Annotated in this window: 14 protein-coding genes; 7 read left to right on the plus strand and 7 right to left on the minus strand. The window is 60.1% G+C overall.

What is annotated here, in order from left to right; all coding sequences use genetic code 11:
- Positions 1–771: 771 nt before the first annotated feature.
- The 3 genes from JAO75_RS16235 to JAO75_RS16245 all read right to left on the minus strand — a co-directional run bounded on the left by JAO75_RS16235 (position 772) and on the right by JAO75_RS16245 (position 3,413).
- Positions 772–1,602: an IS5 family transposase gene (locus JAO75_RS16235; protein WP_199050176.1), complete on the minus strand. Its 831-nt coding sequence runs from the start codon at positions 1,600–1,602 to the stop codon at positions 772–774.
- 151 nt (positions 1,603–1,753) lie between these two features.
- The gene (locus JAO75_RS25385; RefSeq protein ID WP_199050177.1) at positions 1,754–1,879 is read right to left on the minus strand and encodes a BrnA antitoxin family protein; all 126 of its coding nucleotides are present in this window, start codon (positions 1,877–1,879) and stop codon (positions 1,754–1,756) included.
- Positions 1,880–2,006: 127 nt separating this feature from the next.
- Positions 2,007–3,413, minus strand: coding sequence for a fused MFS/spermidine synthase (locus JAO75_RS16245; protein ID WP_199050178.1), 1,407 nt, complete (start codon positions 3,411–3,413; stop codon positions 2,007–2,009).
- Between the two features lie 1,222 nt (positions 3,414–4,635).
- Here JAO75_RS16245 and lepB point away from each other — a divergent pair.
- The 7 genes from lepB (at position 4,636) to JAO75_RS16280 (ending at position 11,859) form a co-directional block, all read left to right on the plus strand.
- Complete coding sequence (gene lepB, locus JAO75_RS16250) at positions 4,636–5,412, plus strand: signal peptidase I (protein WP_199050179.1); 777 nt, start codon at positions 4,636–4,638, stop codon at positions 5,410–5,412.
- Between the two features lie 69 nt (positions 5,413–5,481).
- On the plus strand, positions 5,482–6,063 hold the full coding sequence (locus JAO75_RS16255; protein WP_199050180.1) for a hypothetical protein: 582 nt from the start codon (positions 5,482–5,484) through the stop codon (positions 6,061–6,063).
- Between the two features lie 706 nt (positions 6,064–6,769).
- Complete coding sequence (locus tag JAO75_RS16260; RefSeq protein WP_246742554.1) at positions 6,770–7,867, plus strand: L,D-transpeptidase family protein; 1,098 nt, start codon at positions 6,770–6,772, stop codon at positions 7,865–7,867.
- Between the two features lie 77 nt (positions 7,868–7,944).
- On the plus strand, positions 7,945–8,556 hold the full coding sequence (locus JAO75_RS16265) for a DsbE family thiol:disulfide interchange protein (RefSeq protein WP_199050182.1): 612 nt from the start codon (positions 7,945–7,947) through the stop codon (positions 8,554–8,556).
- Between the two features lie 322 nt (positions 8,557–8,878).
- The gene (locus JAO75_RS16270) at positions 8,879–9,463 is read left to right on the plus strand and encodes a GbsR/MarR family transcriptional regulator (protein WP_199050183.1); all 585 of its coding nucleotides are present in this window, start codon (positions 8,879–8,881) and stop codon (positions 9,461–9,463) included.
- A gap of 5 nt (positions 9,464–9,468) precedes the next feature.
- Positions 9,469–10,842 carry a cytochrome ubiquinol oxidase subunit I gene (locus tag JAO75_RS16275; RefSeq protein ID WP_199050184.1) on the plus strand — a complete coding sequence of 458 codons (1,374 nt, stop codon included), beginning with the start codon at positions 9,469–9,471 and terminating at the stop codon, positions 10,840–10,842.
- Between the two features lie 12 nt (positions 10,843–10,854).
- Entirely contained in the window at positions 10,855–11,859 is a 1,005-nt protein-coding gene (locus JAO75_RS16280; RefSeq protein ID WP_199050185.1) for a cytochrome d ubiquinol oxidase subunit II, read from the plus strand.
- Positions 11,860–12,152: 293 nt separating this feature from the next.
- On the opposite strand, the gene JAO75_RS16285 is transcribed toward JAO75_RS16280, so the two are convergent.
- The 4 genes from JAO75_RS16285 to JAO75_RS16300 form a co-directional block, all read right to left on the minus strand.
- The gene (locus tag JAO75_RS16285) at positions 12,153–12,617 is read right to left on the minus strand and encodes a hypothetical protein (protein ID WP_199050186.1); all 465 of its coding nucleotides are present in this window, start codon (positions 12,615–12,617) and stop codon (positions 12,153–12,155) included.
- Between the two features lie 461 nt (positions 12,618–13,078).
- On the minus strand, positions 13,079–13,933 hold the full coding sequence (locus tag JAO75_RS16290) for a cytochrome c oxidase subunit 3 (RefSeq protein WP_199050187.1): 855 nt from the start codon (positions 13,931–13,933) through the stop codon (positions 13,079–13,081).
- A gap of 231 nt (positions 13,934–14,164) precedes the next feature.
- The gene (locus JAO75_RS16295) at positions 14,165–15,013 is read right to left on the minus strand and encodes a L,D-transpeptidase family protein (protein ID WP_199050188.1); all 849 of its coding nucleotides are present in this window, start codon (positions 15,011–15,013) and stop codon (positions 14,165–14,167) included.
- Positions 14,949–15,575 carry a methyltransferase family protein gene (locus JAO75_RS16300; protein WP_210340295.1) on the minus strand — a complete coding sequence of 209 codons (627 nt, stop codon included), beginning with the start codon at positions 15,573–15,575 and terminating at the stop codon, positions 14,949–14,951. The genes JAO75_RS16295 and JAO75_RS16300 overlap by 65 nt, the downstream gene beginning before the upstream one ends.
- Positions 15,576–15,773: the final 198 nt, after the last annotated feature.

The raw sequence follows: 15,773 nt of genomic DNA on the forward strand, positions 1-15,773 counted from the left end.
TCAGCCCTAAAGGAGTGGGCAGAGCGCCTCAGCGTCGATCCATTCAAACTTAATAAACTCGTTCTCGCCAAGGTGATGATCGTAAGCTACCACTTGCGCTAGGTCCCGCATCAGCCGCTAGCGGATTGATGATCCGCCTGGGCCAATGGACAGATGTACTGCTTCCGGGCTCCTTGTCGGACACCTCTCAGGTTCACGACTTCCGTTTCGACGAAGTCAAAGCCGTGTTCTGTTCAATCGCGAGCAGGGCGAGCATTTCACTGGGAACAGGAATAAGAAGCTCCTCTCGGGTGCGATTTCGCAGAACCTGTCCAATATGCTCGATAACGTACCGGGGTAGGTGTGGCGTGCCTTGACTCCCCGTCCGGCTCTGCCGCCGGGTTTCATCTGCCCCCATAAGCAATTCTCCGTCGCCGTTGCTCGGCTGTTATGTCAGTGGCTGCAGACCGAACTCATAACGATGGGATCGGGTTTCAGAGGTGCCGTGCGGCAAATAACTGCTCTCAGAAGGCGTCGCTTTCCCGCCGCCTGGCCTTGACCTGCGGTTTTCCAAGTCAGATGGACAGTTGCTCCAAGATCAGGAAGTCCTGTTCGATCTCTAACAGAGCAGGCTTCTTGCTCCCCGGCAGAATCCTTCAGCAGTTGCCCTGTCCAAGGATAGAGTGGCCGTGAGCCGTTCCTCACGACACCCCGCATGATCTCACCAATGCAGAAGAGATCATGGACGCCAAATGCAAGCTCGACAGGCGGATCTGAGAGGCTGGTGAGCAATTATCTTTCTTTTCGTGTGAGGCGCCGCAGCAGGATGCGGCTCATGGCGAGATAGAGCAGCATCTCGCCGGTCGCGACCAGACGTTCATAGTCCTTCGCCAGCCGCCGGTTGGTGGTCAACCATGCCAGTGTTCGCTCCACCACCCATCGGCGTGCGAGCACCTGAAAGCCGCTCGGACGCGTCGGCGGCTCTGCGTCAGCCCGCATCCAGACGCCGACGCTCCACCAGTGTTGCGGGATCGACAGCCTCCAGCCCAGGGCCTTCTGGAGCCAGTCCCGCAAACCACGATAAGCCGTGTCGGCCCACAGCAGCTCGATGGCGGGGAAGAGATGCTGCAGACCCTCCAGCAGGAGTTCGGCTCCGGCGCGATCGTGGAGGTCGGCGGGCTGCACGCTGTTCTTCAGCAGATTGCCTTGCGTATCCACCAGAAGATGACGCTTGCGGCCCTTGATCTTCTTGCCGCCATCATAGCCGCGTGGCCCACCCATCTCGGAGGTCTTGACCGATTGACTGTCGATGATTGCCGCACTCGGTTGAGGATTGCGGCCGATCCTGCAGCGATAGCTCTCGCGCAGCGCCTGAGTGATGTGCTCCCAGGTGCCATCGTCACGCCACTGGGCATAATGGTAGAAGACGGCGTAACGCGGCGGATACTCGTGCGGCAGCAGCCGCCATTGCGCCCCGGTGCGCAGCAGATAGAAGATCGCATCGACGATGCGCCGGAGCGGATAGGTCTGCCGCCGCCCGGCCGGATGGCTGCGGGGGACAAGAGGCGCAAGCAATGCCCATTCGGCATCATTGAGGTCGCTGGCATAGAGACAGGTGTTCATAGCAGGGCTCCTCGACCGTCAAATCGCCCGCATCCACCTCACCGATCTTTATGAAATCCATTCTGAATCAAACACTTGAAGTGAGCAATAAAATTGCTCACCAGCCTCTGATAGTCGCAGCGCTCCGGGATCTCGGCCCCTTGGAGAGGCGTCAGGCGTCGGACTTGCCCGCTGCCTTCCGGAGAGCCGCGTTGATGGGGCACTGCCAGACTGGGCCATCCTCCTGAATAAGGCTGAGAACGTCGCTGCCGATCCGCAAGGTGACAGTCTCCTTCACCCTTAGGACGAGGGTGTCCTCGGCAACTCCCCGAGGGGCTGGGTCGTCGTCTTCTTGAAGACAACCTCGCGGCTTTCACCAGATTGCACAGGCGCCCATGGTGATCCCGGTATCATAGCCCTATAGATCAATAGTCCAGGAACGAGCGGTTCTGGTCGTCCGTATAGATGTCGTGTGGTTCGTTCCCGGGCTGGCCCGCAAGGTAGAGCACGCTGGCAACGCTGCCGGTGCGGGTCTCGGGCAGGATCTGGCGAGAGACAAAGGGGAACACGCTGCGGATCGTTGCATCGATGCTGCGGCTGAAGCGGTCGGAGAAGTTCGGTGAGGTGATGATGTTCATGACCACCTGACCGCCCGGCGCTACCGCCTGCCTGACGGCGGCGAACGCCTCACGGGTGATCAGGTCCGGCGGCAGGCTGATGCGGTTCGTGAAGGCATCGAGCACGACAACATCATAGGTTTGGGTGTTGCGGCGCAGGAAGGCGCGGGCGGATTCTGGCACGAAGGTCTTGTTCGAGGACAGGGGCTGGCGCAGGAAGTGCTCCTCGCTCACCTGCCGCAGGGCGGGATCGATATCCACATAGGTATAGGCATGGAAGCGATCCTCCAGGCCGATGGTGAACCCTCCGGCCCCGACCACCAGGATGCGGCGGGGCCGATCCGTGTCGAGCCTCCTGAGGACTTCCTTCTCGATGAACTTCAGGTAGGCGAAGCGGTGCTCGGGATGAGCTGCGATCTTGGAAGACGGGCTGTTGTTGATGACCAGGAGACGGCTGTCCTCGGCGAGGTTCGTGACGATCCGCACCTCGCTGTAGAGATTGTTGCTGACGATGCCGTAAGCCTTCACGGCGGCGGGGCTGTTGACGCCGATGATGAAAAGACCAAGCACGCCGGCGGTGAGAGCCAGCCTGTTGCGGTCCTCCATGCGCCAGCCGATGAGGGTGGCGAGCGCCACAAGAAGCCCGAGGGTCAGGGCCACCGTGATGTGGACGCCGAAGAAGGTCATGAGCACGAGGGTCGACACCACCGAGCCCAGAAACGACCCAAGGGTGGACAGGAAGAGCATCAGCCCCGTGGAGCGGGGCAGGCTGGCGCCGGTGGAGCAATACGCGACCAGCGGGATGGTCTGGCCTAGGAGGTACACTGGATAGACCAGGAACAGGGAGGTGTGCACGGCAGCCTGGACAAGGCGGTGCGTCAGACCGAGGCTGTCAAGGATCTGGAAGAATGCAGCCAGAAACGGATGGGACAACCCGAAGCTGAGGATGAGAGCGGCGATCAGCAGGTTCCGGATGAGCTGCCGGCGCACGCCGGCCTCATCGCCTGGAGCGAAACTGGCCCGGCCGCCGGCCTCGTAACCCAGGGCCAGGGGGAGCAGAACCGCAGCGATGACGATGGCAACCGTATCGGTGGCGTTACCCACGTAAGGGGTGAGCTGACGGATGGCGAGGAGTTCCACCGCGAGAACGGCATAACCCTCGATGGCAATGGCACTGAGGAGCAAGGGGGAAGAGAACATGAGGGGAAGAGCCATAGGAGAACGGATTCCTCGGGTTTGAAACCACGCGTAGGACGAGTGGCAGACTGGAACCTTGTACCGAGTGCACACTGGTCACAATCCGCATCCAAAGCCAGGGCACCTGCACTTTCCTCTCCAATATTGTTCCATAGCGCAACTGGTTACGAGGCTGGTTCTCCGTTCGGGCCTGGTCCTGTTTGTACTGCGGGGTCGTTGCAAGTGCCTATCACGTGGGATCATCGACCCGGTCTTCCAGCGAGCAGACCAACTTGGGTCAAAAGCGGTTCGTCAGGCTCATATCCCCTGGCGAGCTCCTCGCCAGGGGATATTCTGGTGTCGGCGCACATCAATCTTCTACAATCCAGGTTGTGCCGGAGATTGAATTATCGTTCTACTGAACTAGAAAACCGACAGAGTGTCAGCGCGCAATGGCCAATAGCAACCCACCGTGCTGACGTAGTAGAGCAAGCAGACTTTGGTAAATCATAACCGACAAACTGAATCACCATCTCGGAACGGCACCATACCGTCGGAGGAGTTCCTGCGGGTACGGCGACGCAAAAACCTTATCATTTTGGGTGTTTTGCTCGCTTTCGTCGGGGGCGTTATTACACTGACTTTCTTTCATGTTTCCAAGGAAGGAAGCAGTCAAACGCGTTCAATCCGCTAGCCAAGCCCGCGGGTGGTAAAGCCAGCAAGTAGACAGCACCCTCGGACAGCCTCCAATTCTGCCCGATGCCTGTGTCGATTTTACCTAGAATCTGCTCTTGAACCTCAAGTGGCTAGAGCTTCTATCTTCAGACTATTCGCTGCTAACGCGCAGAGGATAGGGCTCTAAGATGACCGCTAGCTCAGGACGACCATATTCCGACATGCTCTGCCCAGCATGCCGCATCGGCTGCGTGCCGAGCGGGCGGCAAGGCATCAAAACCGAGCGCTGCCTGGAATGTCGCAGGCATCGAAGTCTGAGCGCTCGCCAGCGAACGGAACTGGGCATTTCACCTTCAAAGGCGCGCAGATCATGACGGCGACCACGAGCCGCCTCTTCGAACAAAATGCCATTTGAACCTCGGATGCACAGCTTGATCACGTTTCTGGCACCCTCTCAGTTGGACTCCGTGCAAGTTCCTAATTCCGGTGTTGCATGCGGGGGAACTCTACCCTCCTCTCACGCGGGCCGGAATTGTTGCATTTGCATTCAACGAGGAAGCAATGCGACCGACAGAGATCCACGGGCATGAACAACAAAACCGGCAAATACGTGGGTAGCACCATGAAAAATGAAGAAGGCAGCCTCCGGGAAACGATCAAGGTCATCATCCAGGCCCTTCTGATCGCGGTTGTCGTGCGCACCGTGCTGTTCCAGCCCTTCAACATTCCATCGGGCTCTCTCATCCCGACCCTGCTGATCGGCGACTACCTGTTCGTCTCGAAGTATTCCTATGGCTATTCCAAGCACTCGATTCCCTTCAGCCCGGGCATCTTCTCCGGCCGCATCTTCGGATCGGAGCCCAAGCGCGGCGAGATTGCCGTGTTCAAGCTGCCACGAGATAATTCGACGGATTTCATCAAGCGTGTGATCGGGCTTCCGGGCGACAAGATCCAGGTGATCAGCGGCGTACTGCACATCAACGGCCAGCCGGTTCAGCGCGAGCGCGTAGAGGATTACAAGACCACCGACCTGTACGGCCGCACCATCAGCGTTCCCCAGTTCCGCGAGACCCTGCCTGGCGGCGTCACCTACAACGTGATCGAGCGCGACGGCGACCGCGGCTACTGGGACAACACCAATGTCTATACGGTGCAACCCGGCCACTTTCTCATGATGGGGGACAACCGGGACAACTCCACCGATTCCCGCGACGAGGCGAGCGTCGGGCAGGTGCCCTTCGAGAATCTCGTGGGCCGCGCCGAAATGATCTTCTTCTCGATCGACGAGACCGCATCCCTCTGGCGGCCCTGGGAATGGCCGCAGAAGATCCGCTGGAACCGTCTCTTCGAGGGGATCCGCTGACCCGTGGCACGCCGTAAGCCATTGAGGCCCATGTTCAGCCTCCGATGACAAAGTGAAGATCTGAATAACATGCAAATGACCTGGTGGCAGACCATAGTGCACTGGAACTGGGGATTGGTCGGGAAGAGCGCTCTTGGCGCGGGCCTCGGCGCGACGATCGTCGGCGGCCTGCTGCTATTTCTCCGTGACCACCGTCGACAACGCGCGTTTTCAACATACATGGCTCTGCGGCTTGCAGAGCTCTTGGAAGCTTATGCTGCTAAGTGCGCGGAAGCGGTCAGTGACGATGCGCATGCACGGCATCTGTCGGGGCAGGAGGTGGTCAACGGTCGTACAACGGTGCCAGAGCTCCCACCATATCTGGAGGATCACGATGGTTGGCACGCCATTGACGCCACATTGGCGGGACAGTGCCTAAGCTTCCGAAACAAAATACGCGCGAGCCAAAGTATGATCGATGGAATGATTGAGCACGATCGCGAGACTCTCGGAATCCTGTTCCGCGAGCTTGTTGCCGAACTCGGGCTGGAGGCGTGGCAACTTGCTGCTGACCTCCGCCACAGGCATAGGATCGAGAAGGCTGATGTAATGTGGGATTGCGCCAATCAATTGAGGCAAATTCTCGAAGAGGCTCGAAAGCCATCAGAATAGTGACGGAGGCTGGAGCATGCGCCCGCTGGACATCCAAACGGTGCTGGCAAGGGTCGCGCTGGCATGACCGGGTTATAACACCTGTCCACTTCGCTCTCGGATTTCGCCGACTGTGCCGCTCGGAGGACGAAGCTTCGCATCGGGCTAGGCTACGCATCCTCGAGCTAGTATCACCGCCCGTGATCTACCCTGATGCCGCCCGGGGCGAGTTCCCTGCGAAGACGGTGCGGCATAGAATCGATATTACAAACCCTACATTCGGGAAGGCCTGACCAACCTGCCCGCCGCTTCCGCCGACACGGCTCATCCTGAGGTCAAGATCAGCAATTTGTAAACTATACCCCCGCATACTTGGTCTATGAATGGTGACCTCATGCGTACTTACTTCAACATTGGACTTGCGCTTGCCCTTTGCATTGCTTCTGACCAAGCGATTGCAGACCCGATTGCTCGGGAAAAGGCTGAACCCGCCAGAAAAGCCTCAGCGCTACAGCACCCCTCAGTACAAGTCATCAGGTCAACCTCCCGACAGACGGTTGCCTCTAGGATTGATCCTGCGAATGAAGCCGGTAGTTCCACGGAGCCCGTGCCTGCTCCAACTGCACCCGTATCCCAGGCTCCGTCGAAGCCACAGCCGCCTCTGCTCACAGCAACTATTTCTCAGGACCCCCGTCCCACCTTTGCTCAGGATACCTTCATCAACACGATGCGAGCCGCTGGGTTCTACAAGCGTCTCGCCGACGAGGGGGGTTGGCCGACCTTGCCATCTGGCGCCGAGTTGAAGATGGGAGACAAAGGGCCCCTCGTTGTGACCCTGCGGCAACGCCTTGCGCGCGAAGGTGATCTTCCGGCGGATCAGGGCACAGGCAGCACCTTTGACGCTGAGGTGATGAAGGCCGTCAAACGCTTCCAGATGCGCCACGGACTTCCGGAGTCCGGCGCCGTGCGCCTTAAAACCCTGGAGGCCTTGAACGTGCCAGCTCTCACGCGTCACCGACAGTTGGTTGCTTCGACCCAGCGGCTGATGGGGTCACGCTTCCCGTTCGGAGAACGCCATGTCGTCGTCAACATTCCCTCTGCGACTGTTGAGGCAGTCGAGAGCGGACAAGTCGCGCGCCGCTACGTGGCCGTGGTCGGCAAACCTGATCGCCCTTCTCCTGTGGTGGAAACCCGCATCACAGCCGTCAATCTCAACCCAACATGGACGGTTCCGGTGTCCTTGATCAAGAAGGACATCATCCCGCAAGTGCGCAAGGACCCAGATTATCTCGCAAAGATGAAAATCCGGATCCTGGATGCAAAGGGACAGGAAGTTGATCCACGGACGCTGGATTGGACGACCAACAATGCCGTCAACTACACCTTACGGCAGGATCCTGGCCTCATGAACTCGCTTGGTCAGATCCGCATCGACATGCCAAACAAGGAGGCGGTGTTCCTGCATGACACGCCCTCGAAGCGGCTGTTCGCGCAAGACGCTCGCTTTTTTTCATCCGGATGCGTGCGCGTGGCCAACGTCCGTGATTTCGTCGAATGGTTGCTCCGGGGTACCGCTGCACCAAACGGGTCGTGGACCCAAGCCAGCATCGATGCCGCCATCGGTACAACAGCACGTCAGGACATCCGGCTTGAGAAGCCTGTCCCTGTCGCCTGGGTCTATCTTACCGGTTATGCTATGCCGGACGGTACAGCCCACTTCCGTGACGACATCTATGGCCTAGATACCCCGAAGGCCGGCCCGGATCCGGAAGGGCAGGGTTTTGATGTGCCGGTAACGTCCTCGATCGTGCCGAAGCGTCTGTAAGCGGCGCATCGGTGGCGAATCCGCTGGATGATATAAAACCTGGAGAGCACTCAACTGGGATAAGGGCAGGAGCATCGATGACGGACCCATATGGGCTCGGAAATGAGTCACCTCAGGCTTTTGGCGCCGGTTCCGGCAAGCCGCGGGGGCGCCTTCTCTTGCTCTTGCCTATCCTCATCTTCTCGATCCTGGCACTGGTTTTTCTGCTTAGGCTCGCATCCGGCGATCCTTCGAAGCTGCCGTCGGCGCTGATCGGCCGCCCTGTTCCAGAATTCAGTCTTGCCCCGTTGTCTGGCCTGACGGCCGAGGGAACACCGGTTCCAGGCCTATCCACGGCAGACCTGAAGGGACAGGTGACGGTTGTGAACGTCTGGGCGTCCTGGTGCGTCCCTTGTCGTCAAGAGCATCCGGTGTTGATGGAATTGGCAAAGGAGTCAGGTCTCAGGGTAGTGGGAATCAATTACAAGGACAATCCGGACAACGCCCGTCGCTTTCTTGGCATGCTCGGCAACCCGTACGCTGCCGTAGGCGTCGACCAGAACGGGCGCACAGCCATCAATTGGGGCGTTTACGGTGTGCCTGAGACGTACGTGGTCGGCCCAGACGGGATCATCCGGTACAGGCATGTAGGACCGATTCTGCCCGAGCTAGCTCATGAGTTCAGGCAGAAGGTCAAGACGCTCCGCTAGCGGTGCCCACTCCATTCCGGCGGTGTTCAGGGACGGGCAACGTGCGATGGGCGTTGAGCCCCAGCCTTATGGAACATCGGTGTGCCAGATCTAGCGGTCCGTATGCAGCAGAACTCAAAGCCCAGCAACCTCGCGCCAGACCGGTGACCGGCATCACGCGCTGATGGGAAGATCGAGGCCCGTGAACTGTGGGTCATAAAGGGATCGCTGATGCCCAAAGCGGCGAGTTGTGATTTCTCGCGCAAAGTTGATTATCCGCTCTCTCGACATCGAGCCCTCCCGATCCTATGTTTTCAGAAATTTCTGAAATTACGGAATCGCCATGAACCTTCCGCCCCTCGTTCAGACCTTCGTGCTGCATTTCGGCGAGATGGGCTCCCGCTGGGGGATCAACCGCACGGTCGGGCAGATCTATGCCCTCCTCTTCCTCTCCAAGGAGCCGTTGAACGCCGAGGACATTGTCGAGCGACTCGGCGTCTCCCGCTCCAACGTCAGCATGGGCCTCAAGGAGTTGCAGGCCTGGAACCTCGTCCGGCTCCAGCACAAGCCAGGCGACCGGCGTGACTACTTCGCCACGCCGGATGACATCTGGCAGATCGTCCGCACCCTGGTCGAGGAGCGCAAGAAGCGGGAGATCGACCCGACCATGACGCTCCTGCGTGAGGTGCTCATGCAGGAGCCCGCCAGCGCCGAGGAGCGCCATGCGCAGGAGCGAATGCGCGAGATGCATGATCTCTTCGAGCTTCTGACAGGCTGGTACGCCGATGTGCAGCGTCTCGACACCGAGCGGCTTGTCCAACTCCTGACGCTGGGCTCGAAGGTGCAGAAGATCTTGGAGATGAAGGACCGCCTCTTCGTGGTTCCAGGATCGAAGAAGAGCCGCCGCGACGACGCCAAGGACAGGTGAGCATTATGGGCGATCCCCTTCTCCTCGCGCGCATCCAGTTTGCCGCAAACATCTCCTTCCACATTCTCTTCCCCACCATCACCATTGCTCTCGGTTGGGTGCTGCTGTTCTTCAAGCTGCGCTTCAATTGCACCGGCGATGCAGCCTGGATGGAGGCCTACAAGTTCTGGGTAAAGATCTTCGCCCTGAGCTTCGCGCTCGGCGTGGTCTCCGGCATCACCATGTCGTTCCAGTTCGGCACCAACTGGCCCGGCTTCATGAACACGGTCGGCAACATTGCCGGCCCGCTGCTGGCCTACGAGATCCTGACGGCCTTCTTCCTGGAGGCGGCATTCCTTGGCATCATGCTGTTCGGCTGGAGCCGGGTCTCAAACCGGGTCCACACGGCTGCAACGGTCCTCGTGGCTGTCGGCACCACGATCTCCGCCTTCTGGATCCTCGTCCTGAACTCCTGGATGCAGACGCCCGCAGGGTTCGAGATGCGCGATGGGGTGGCTCATGCGACAGACTGGTGGGCCATCGTATTCAATCCATCCATGCCCTACCGTCTTGCCCACATGCTGCTGGCCTCGGGCCTGACGGTGGCCTTCCTCGTGGCGGGGATCTCCTCCTTCCGCTGGCTGCGAAGCGACCGCTCGCCAGGCGTGATGGCAGGTCTGCGTACCGGTGTCTTCCTGGCGGCGGCTCTCATCCCGGCGCAGATTTTCGTCGGCGACATGCATGGCCTCAACACGCTGGAGCATCAGCCGGCGAAGATCGCCGCCATGGAAGGCATCTGGGAGACCCGGAACGGTGCCCCTATGGTGGTCTTCGGGTTACCCGACGAGGCCACCCGGAGCAACCAGTTCGAAATCGCGATCCCGAATATCGCGTCGTTCTATCTCACCCATGACTGGAACGGCGAGATCAGGGGACTGAACGATTTCGAGCATCGCCCCCCAGTCGCACCCGTGTTCTTCGCCTTTCGCGTGATGGTCGGGATCGGGCTCTTGATGCTCGCTGTGTCATGGCTCGCCACCTGGCAGTTGCGCCGTAAAGGTCACGTACAGCGGCCCGTTGCATATGTCCTTGTCGCCATGACTTTCGCTGGCTGGATCGCGACTTTGTCCGGCTGGTACGTCACTGAGATCGGTCGCCAGCCCTGGCTCGTGACAGGTGTTCTCACCACGAAGCAAGCTGCATCCTCGGTACCAGCGCCGATGATTGCATCCACCCTGGTCGGGTATCTCCTTGTCTATGCGGCGCTGCTGGCGGCCTACATCGCGACGATCTTCTATCTCGCGCGCAAGTCCGCGGATCCGGCCGGGCACGAACCCGCAGAGCCAGTCCGAAAGGGCGGCGCAACGGTCGCAGGTGCATCCGTCGCAACCGCCACCTGAAGGATCAGCATCATGGATTTTTCGCCCGCCACCTGGCTGCCCGTGGCCTTCGCGGCCCTGATGGGTCTCGCCATCCTCCTCTACGTTGTACTCGATGGATACGATCTCGGCGTGGGAATCCTCAGCGGCGCCGCTGAAGGTGAACACCGCGATCGGATGATCGCTTCAATCGGTCCGTTCTGGGACGCCAATGAAACTTGGCTCGTGCTCGCCGTTGGACTTCTTCTGGTGGCTTTCCCGCAAGCTCACGGCGCGATCCTCGGCCAGCTTTATCTACCCGTTGCGGGACTGCTGCTTGGGCTCATTCTGCGGGGCGTGGCATTCGAGTTCAGGGCGAAATCGAACGTCGGCCACAAGGTCTGGTGGGACCGCGCCTTCATGGCAGGTTCAACCCTCGCCGCCTTTATGCAAGGCTACATGCTCGGCCTCTACATCGTCGGTTTCGAGCGGACGCCTGTCCATGTGGCCTTCGCCTTGCTAACCGCCCTCTGCCTCGTAGCCGGCTACAGCTTCATAGGAGCCTCATGGCTCATCATGAAGACCGATGGCGACTTGCAGCGCCGCGCCGTGGCTTGGGCCCGCGGCACCCTTCTCCTGTCGGGCATTGGTATGGTGGCCGTCTCGGTCGTGACGCCGCTCGTGTCCGAACGCATCTGGGACAAATGGTTCAGCCTGCCAAACTTGGTCCTGCTCGCCCCCATCCCACTCGTAACCGCCGGCCTCTTTTGCGCGCTCGCTCTTGCCCTACGGCATCTGCCGACGCGGTCTGACCGATTCTGCTGGCTTCCTTTTGCCGGTGCGGTCGGCATCTTCATGCTGGGCTTTCACGGCCTCGCCTACAGCTTCTTTCCTTATGTGGTGCCAGATCAGCTGACGATATGGCAGGCTGCGGCCGCGCCAGAGTCGCTCATGATCATGTTCGTAGGAGCGCTCGTGGTGCTTCCAATCATCGTCGCCTACTCGGCCTTCGCGTACCGGATCTTCTGGGGCAAGGCGACCGACCTGCGATACTACTGATCTTGAGCGCTCCCCAGCAAAGTGGATCTTTTAGGACCTACCGCTCTCCCAAGACTCATATCCTGTGATAGCCGCGTTGCAGACGAGGCGGTCCAGTACATGAACGTCTGGCGGGCGGGTCGCCGTCACCTACAAGACGCGAGGGAGCCAGACCAATCAGAGGATCGTGGAGGAGCAACGCTGATGAGGACGCATCCGGCGGGTCGAAGGCTGCGCCCCCTTAACAAGGTGACGCTTGAGCAAAAGGCCTGCGCGCCAGAAGGTGTGCAGAATGGCGTACGCCAGCGCTCACGCTAAGGCTTCGGCTGTTGCTCTCTTATGGTTTCTAGTTCTTGCGTGGCGATATCGACCGCATATTCTGCCGCTTCCCGCATTTTGGGGTCGGTGCCGTAATCCAAGGCCACCGAGGCAAGAGCGATCATTCCCTCGTACTGGGCTATCAGCAGGCGCTTGAAATCAGCATCCGGATCACCGCTGAGATCGGTATCAAGGCTCCTCTTGAGTTGTGCAGCAGCCGCTTTGTAGGCGTCGACTGCTCTTGCGACATCGCTACGCGGTAGTAACTTCGGCATGTCGTTGTCTAGGGTTGGCTGGTGCAGGGTGCCGGATGGCGCACTGTCGTCTCCCGGAAGCTTGGGCGCTAGTTGGTCACCCTTCTCCCTCACTGGAGGACCATTGACAGGTTGAGCGAACGCAATCTCAGCCCCTTCTGACAACACGAGGGCTCCTACCGCAAAAAGAGTGACCATAACCTTCATCTGCATCTCCGTTTACCGCACGACACCGATGGAACGCGAAACAGAGACCGTGTGGAAATTTTCCAGAATATGATCTCAATTTTCCAGAATGTGATCTCACGGCCGGGGCTCAAAGCCTTCAGAACGCGCATGTCACGCAGTTAGTCTCACTATCGGCCAGCCTTATTTGGGCGAATGGGCGGCGCGACTGTGGTTGGCCGCGCTGGCTCCTCTTTGAGGATCTGTATGGCTCGAAGCAGCTCCTGATCCAGGGCTCCTCCCAACCATGCTGGGCTCAGCAAAGGCAGTTGGCGACGGGAGCGCTTTTGAACCCGCACCACATCGACCGCCAGCAGACGTTGACGGCGCGAGGATACTGTCCAGGTGCCATTCCATCGGCATTCCCTACAGGCAACCCCCTCAAACTGGACCGCCTCCCACCTTTCCAGCCGAAAATTTGGCCTCCTTGAAAGTGTGCGTCGTCATCCGGCCCCATGTCCGCCGGAGCCCCACACATAGATGGCGGCGAAGAGGAAGAGCCACACCACGTCGACGAAGTGCCAGTACCAGGCGGCGAACTCGAAGCCGAGGTGCTGCTGGGGCGTGAAGTCGCCGCGATAGGCGCGCAGCAGGCAGATGGCCAGGAAGATCGTGCCGATGACCACGTGAGCGCCGTGGAAACCCGTCGCCATGAAGAAGGTGGCGCCGTAGATGTTGCCGCTGAACCCGAAGGCCGCGTGGGCATACTCGTAGGCTTGCACGCAGGTGAAGACGAAGCCGAGGATCACCGTGAGCCACAGGCCCATCTTCAGGCCCTGGCGGTCGTTGTGCAGGAGCGCGTGGTGCGCCCAGGTGACCGTGGTGCCGGAGGTGAGAAGGATCAGCGTGTTGAGAAGCGGCAGATGCCAGGGATCGAAGGTCTCGATGCCCTTCGGGGGCCACACGCCGCCGAGCGACTCGATGCGCGAGTAGAGCTGCGGGTCGCCGGCATAGAGGGCGGCGTCGAAATAGGCCCAGAACCAGGCGGCAAAGAACATCACCTCGGAGGCGATGAACATGATCATGCCGTAGCGGTGGTGAAGCTGGACCACGCGGGTGTGCGAGCCGGTATTGGCCTCTTTCACCACATCGGTCCACCAGGACAGCATGGTGTAGAGAACGCCGATGATGCCCGCGCCGAACACGATGGGGCCGAGGTCCATCCCGGCGATGGCGATGTCTTTCCACCAGGTCACGAACCCGGAGGTCAGCAGGAAGGCGCTGACCGCGCCGATGAGCGGCCACGGGCTCGGTTCAAGGATGTGGTAGTCGTGGTTCTTGGCGTGGGCCTCGGCCATTTCGTGTCGTCTCCGTGCCTCGATGGTGAACTCGCTTTAGGACGGCTCGTCAGAACGGAGCCTCACCTGCTGCGTGGTCAACGCGAAAGCCAGCATCCGTATCCCATGGCGCCCGCCCCGGGAGTGGCAGGAAAACAAGATACCGTTGCTGCTTGAGGACGGCTGGTCCAAGCACGCCGATCAATACCTCCTATGCAGATCATGGCCTCGTCATCGGCTGCTTTGCTCGGCTCATGGCATCAAAATCTCGCCGTCGGGCTCAAGAGGAACAGGAAGTGGGCGAGGCTGGGCTCTTTCGTTCTCTGATTCAGGTAGCAGAGGGACCGGTGGGCTTGAGGTTGGTTTCCGGATCGGCGAGGCCGCTGTTTGGGTCAGCCGATCAAACACGACCACTCGCGTTCCGATCGGGGTCCGGCGGGCAAGATCAATGACATCTTCGTTGAACATGCGAAAGCACCCGGATGAGACCGCGCGGCCGACGGTTCCCGGTTCATTCGTGCCATGAATTCGGTAGAGCGTCTCACCCAGGTAAATGGCACGAGCCCCAAGAGGGTTTTTAGGCCCCCCCTGCATGAAGGCGGGCAAGCGCGGATCCCGCTGACGCATTTCCTTTGGGGGGCGCCAATCCGGCCAGGAAGCCTTTCGGCTGACGGGGAGTTCCCCTGTCCAAGTAAAGCCCTGCCGTCCGACGCCGATCGGGTACTGAACGGCGTGTGTCGGAGACAGCACGCGAAGAAGCCGGCGCCCCCGGGTGTCCACCAGGATACTGCCGGCTTCGTAGGAGGATGCAAATGGCACCACGACTCGCGACAAATGGGACGGCCGACGCCGGAGCTCAGAAGGTGGCGCGGGGTCAGGAGCCGGCACCCCGATACTCGCGTCTGGTGGGGGCTGGGTCGCAAGCGCGGGCGCGCACAGCAGGAACACCGCAGTGATCAGGCTCGTGCACACAATGCCAATCTTGGAGCGCCAGCTGCAGAGATACCGATTTCCAGGTGAGGACATGCTTTGAAGCTCAAACTTGTGGTGTGACGACGTGTGAGGAGATTCCGCCGATCCAGCGCGGCACCCGGAGGGCATAATCTTCGTAGGCGGCGCCGAACGTGGCTCGGAGCACACGTTCCTCGATGCGGACCTGCGCCCGGATCGCCAGCAGGGCGACGGCTGTAATCGCAAACTGAACCGGATCAGGAAAGACAAGCAGCAGTCCGAGAAACACGGCGCCTTGTCCAACAAACACAGGATTCCGCGACCAATTGAACGGTCCCGTCGCGACGAGCTGTCCTTGCTGGCCTTCAGCCGCACCGATCCGCCAAGCCGATCCCATGTGGTATTGCGATACAAGGGCGAAGCTAGCTCCCGTAGCGATCAGCAACACACCCAAGGTCCGGACAGCGCCGCTGTCGAACCAAAGGCCACCCAGGGGCAATCCACTCACTCCTCCATGCCACAGCCGGTAGGCAGGCCAGAGGAGGGCGCTAAGGAACGCAGCTCGGAAGGCGAAAGCGGTCCAGCGCTGCCGCGGATCGCCGGTTCCGAGGAGCCAGACAGAGCGCCTCAGGGTTCGCGCGGTGGCGGCGGACAGGATCAGGAAGCCGGCCACGTAGAGGCAGACCAGCAGATATGCCCCAACTCCGATCATTGTCGCCCCTTTTTATGAGGACGGCCGGTGCCATAACGCGGCAGCCTAGCCGCAGACGGGGGGCTGATAGCGCCATCCGGTTGCAGCTTCTGATTCAATACCTGCATACTTTCACCCCAATCCATCAGCCCCTGTCGGTTCTACCGGCCGACACGGAGCAACCCCTTAAGAGCTCGGCAGTTAAATACGACCCTCACC

Origin of the sequence: Microvirga splendida (assembly GCF_016427565.1) — a bacterium.
Classification (GTDB): Bacteria; Pseudomonadota; Alphaproteobacteria; order Rhizobiales; family Beijerinckiaceae; genus Microvirga; species Microvirga splendida.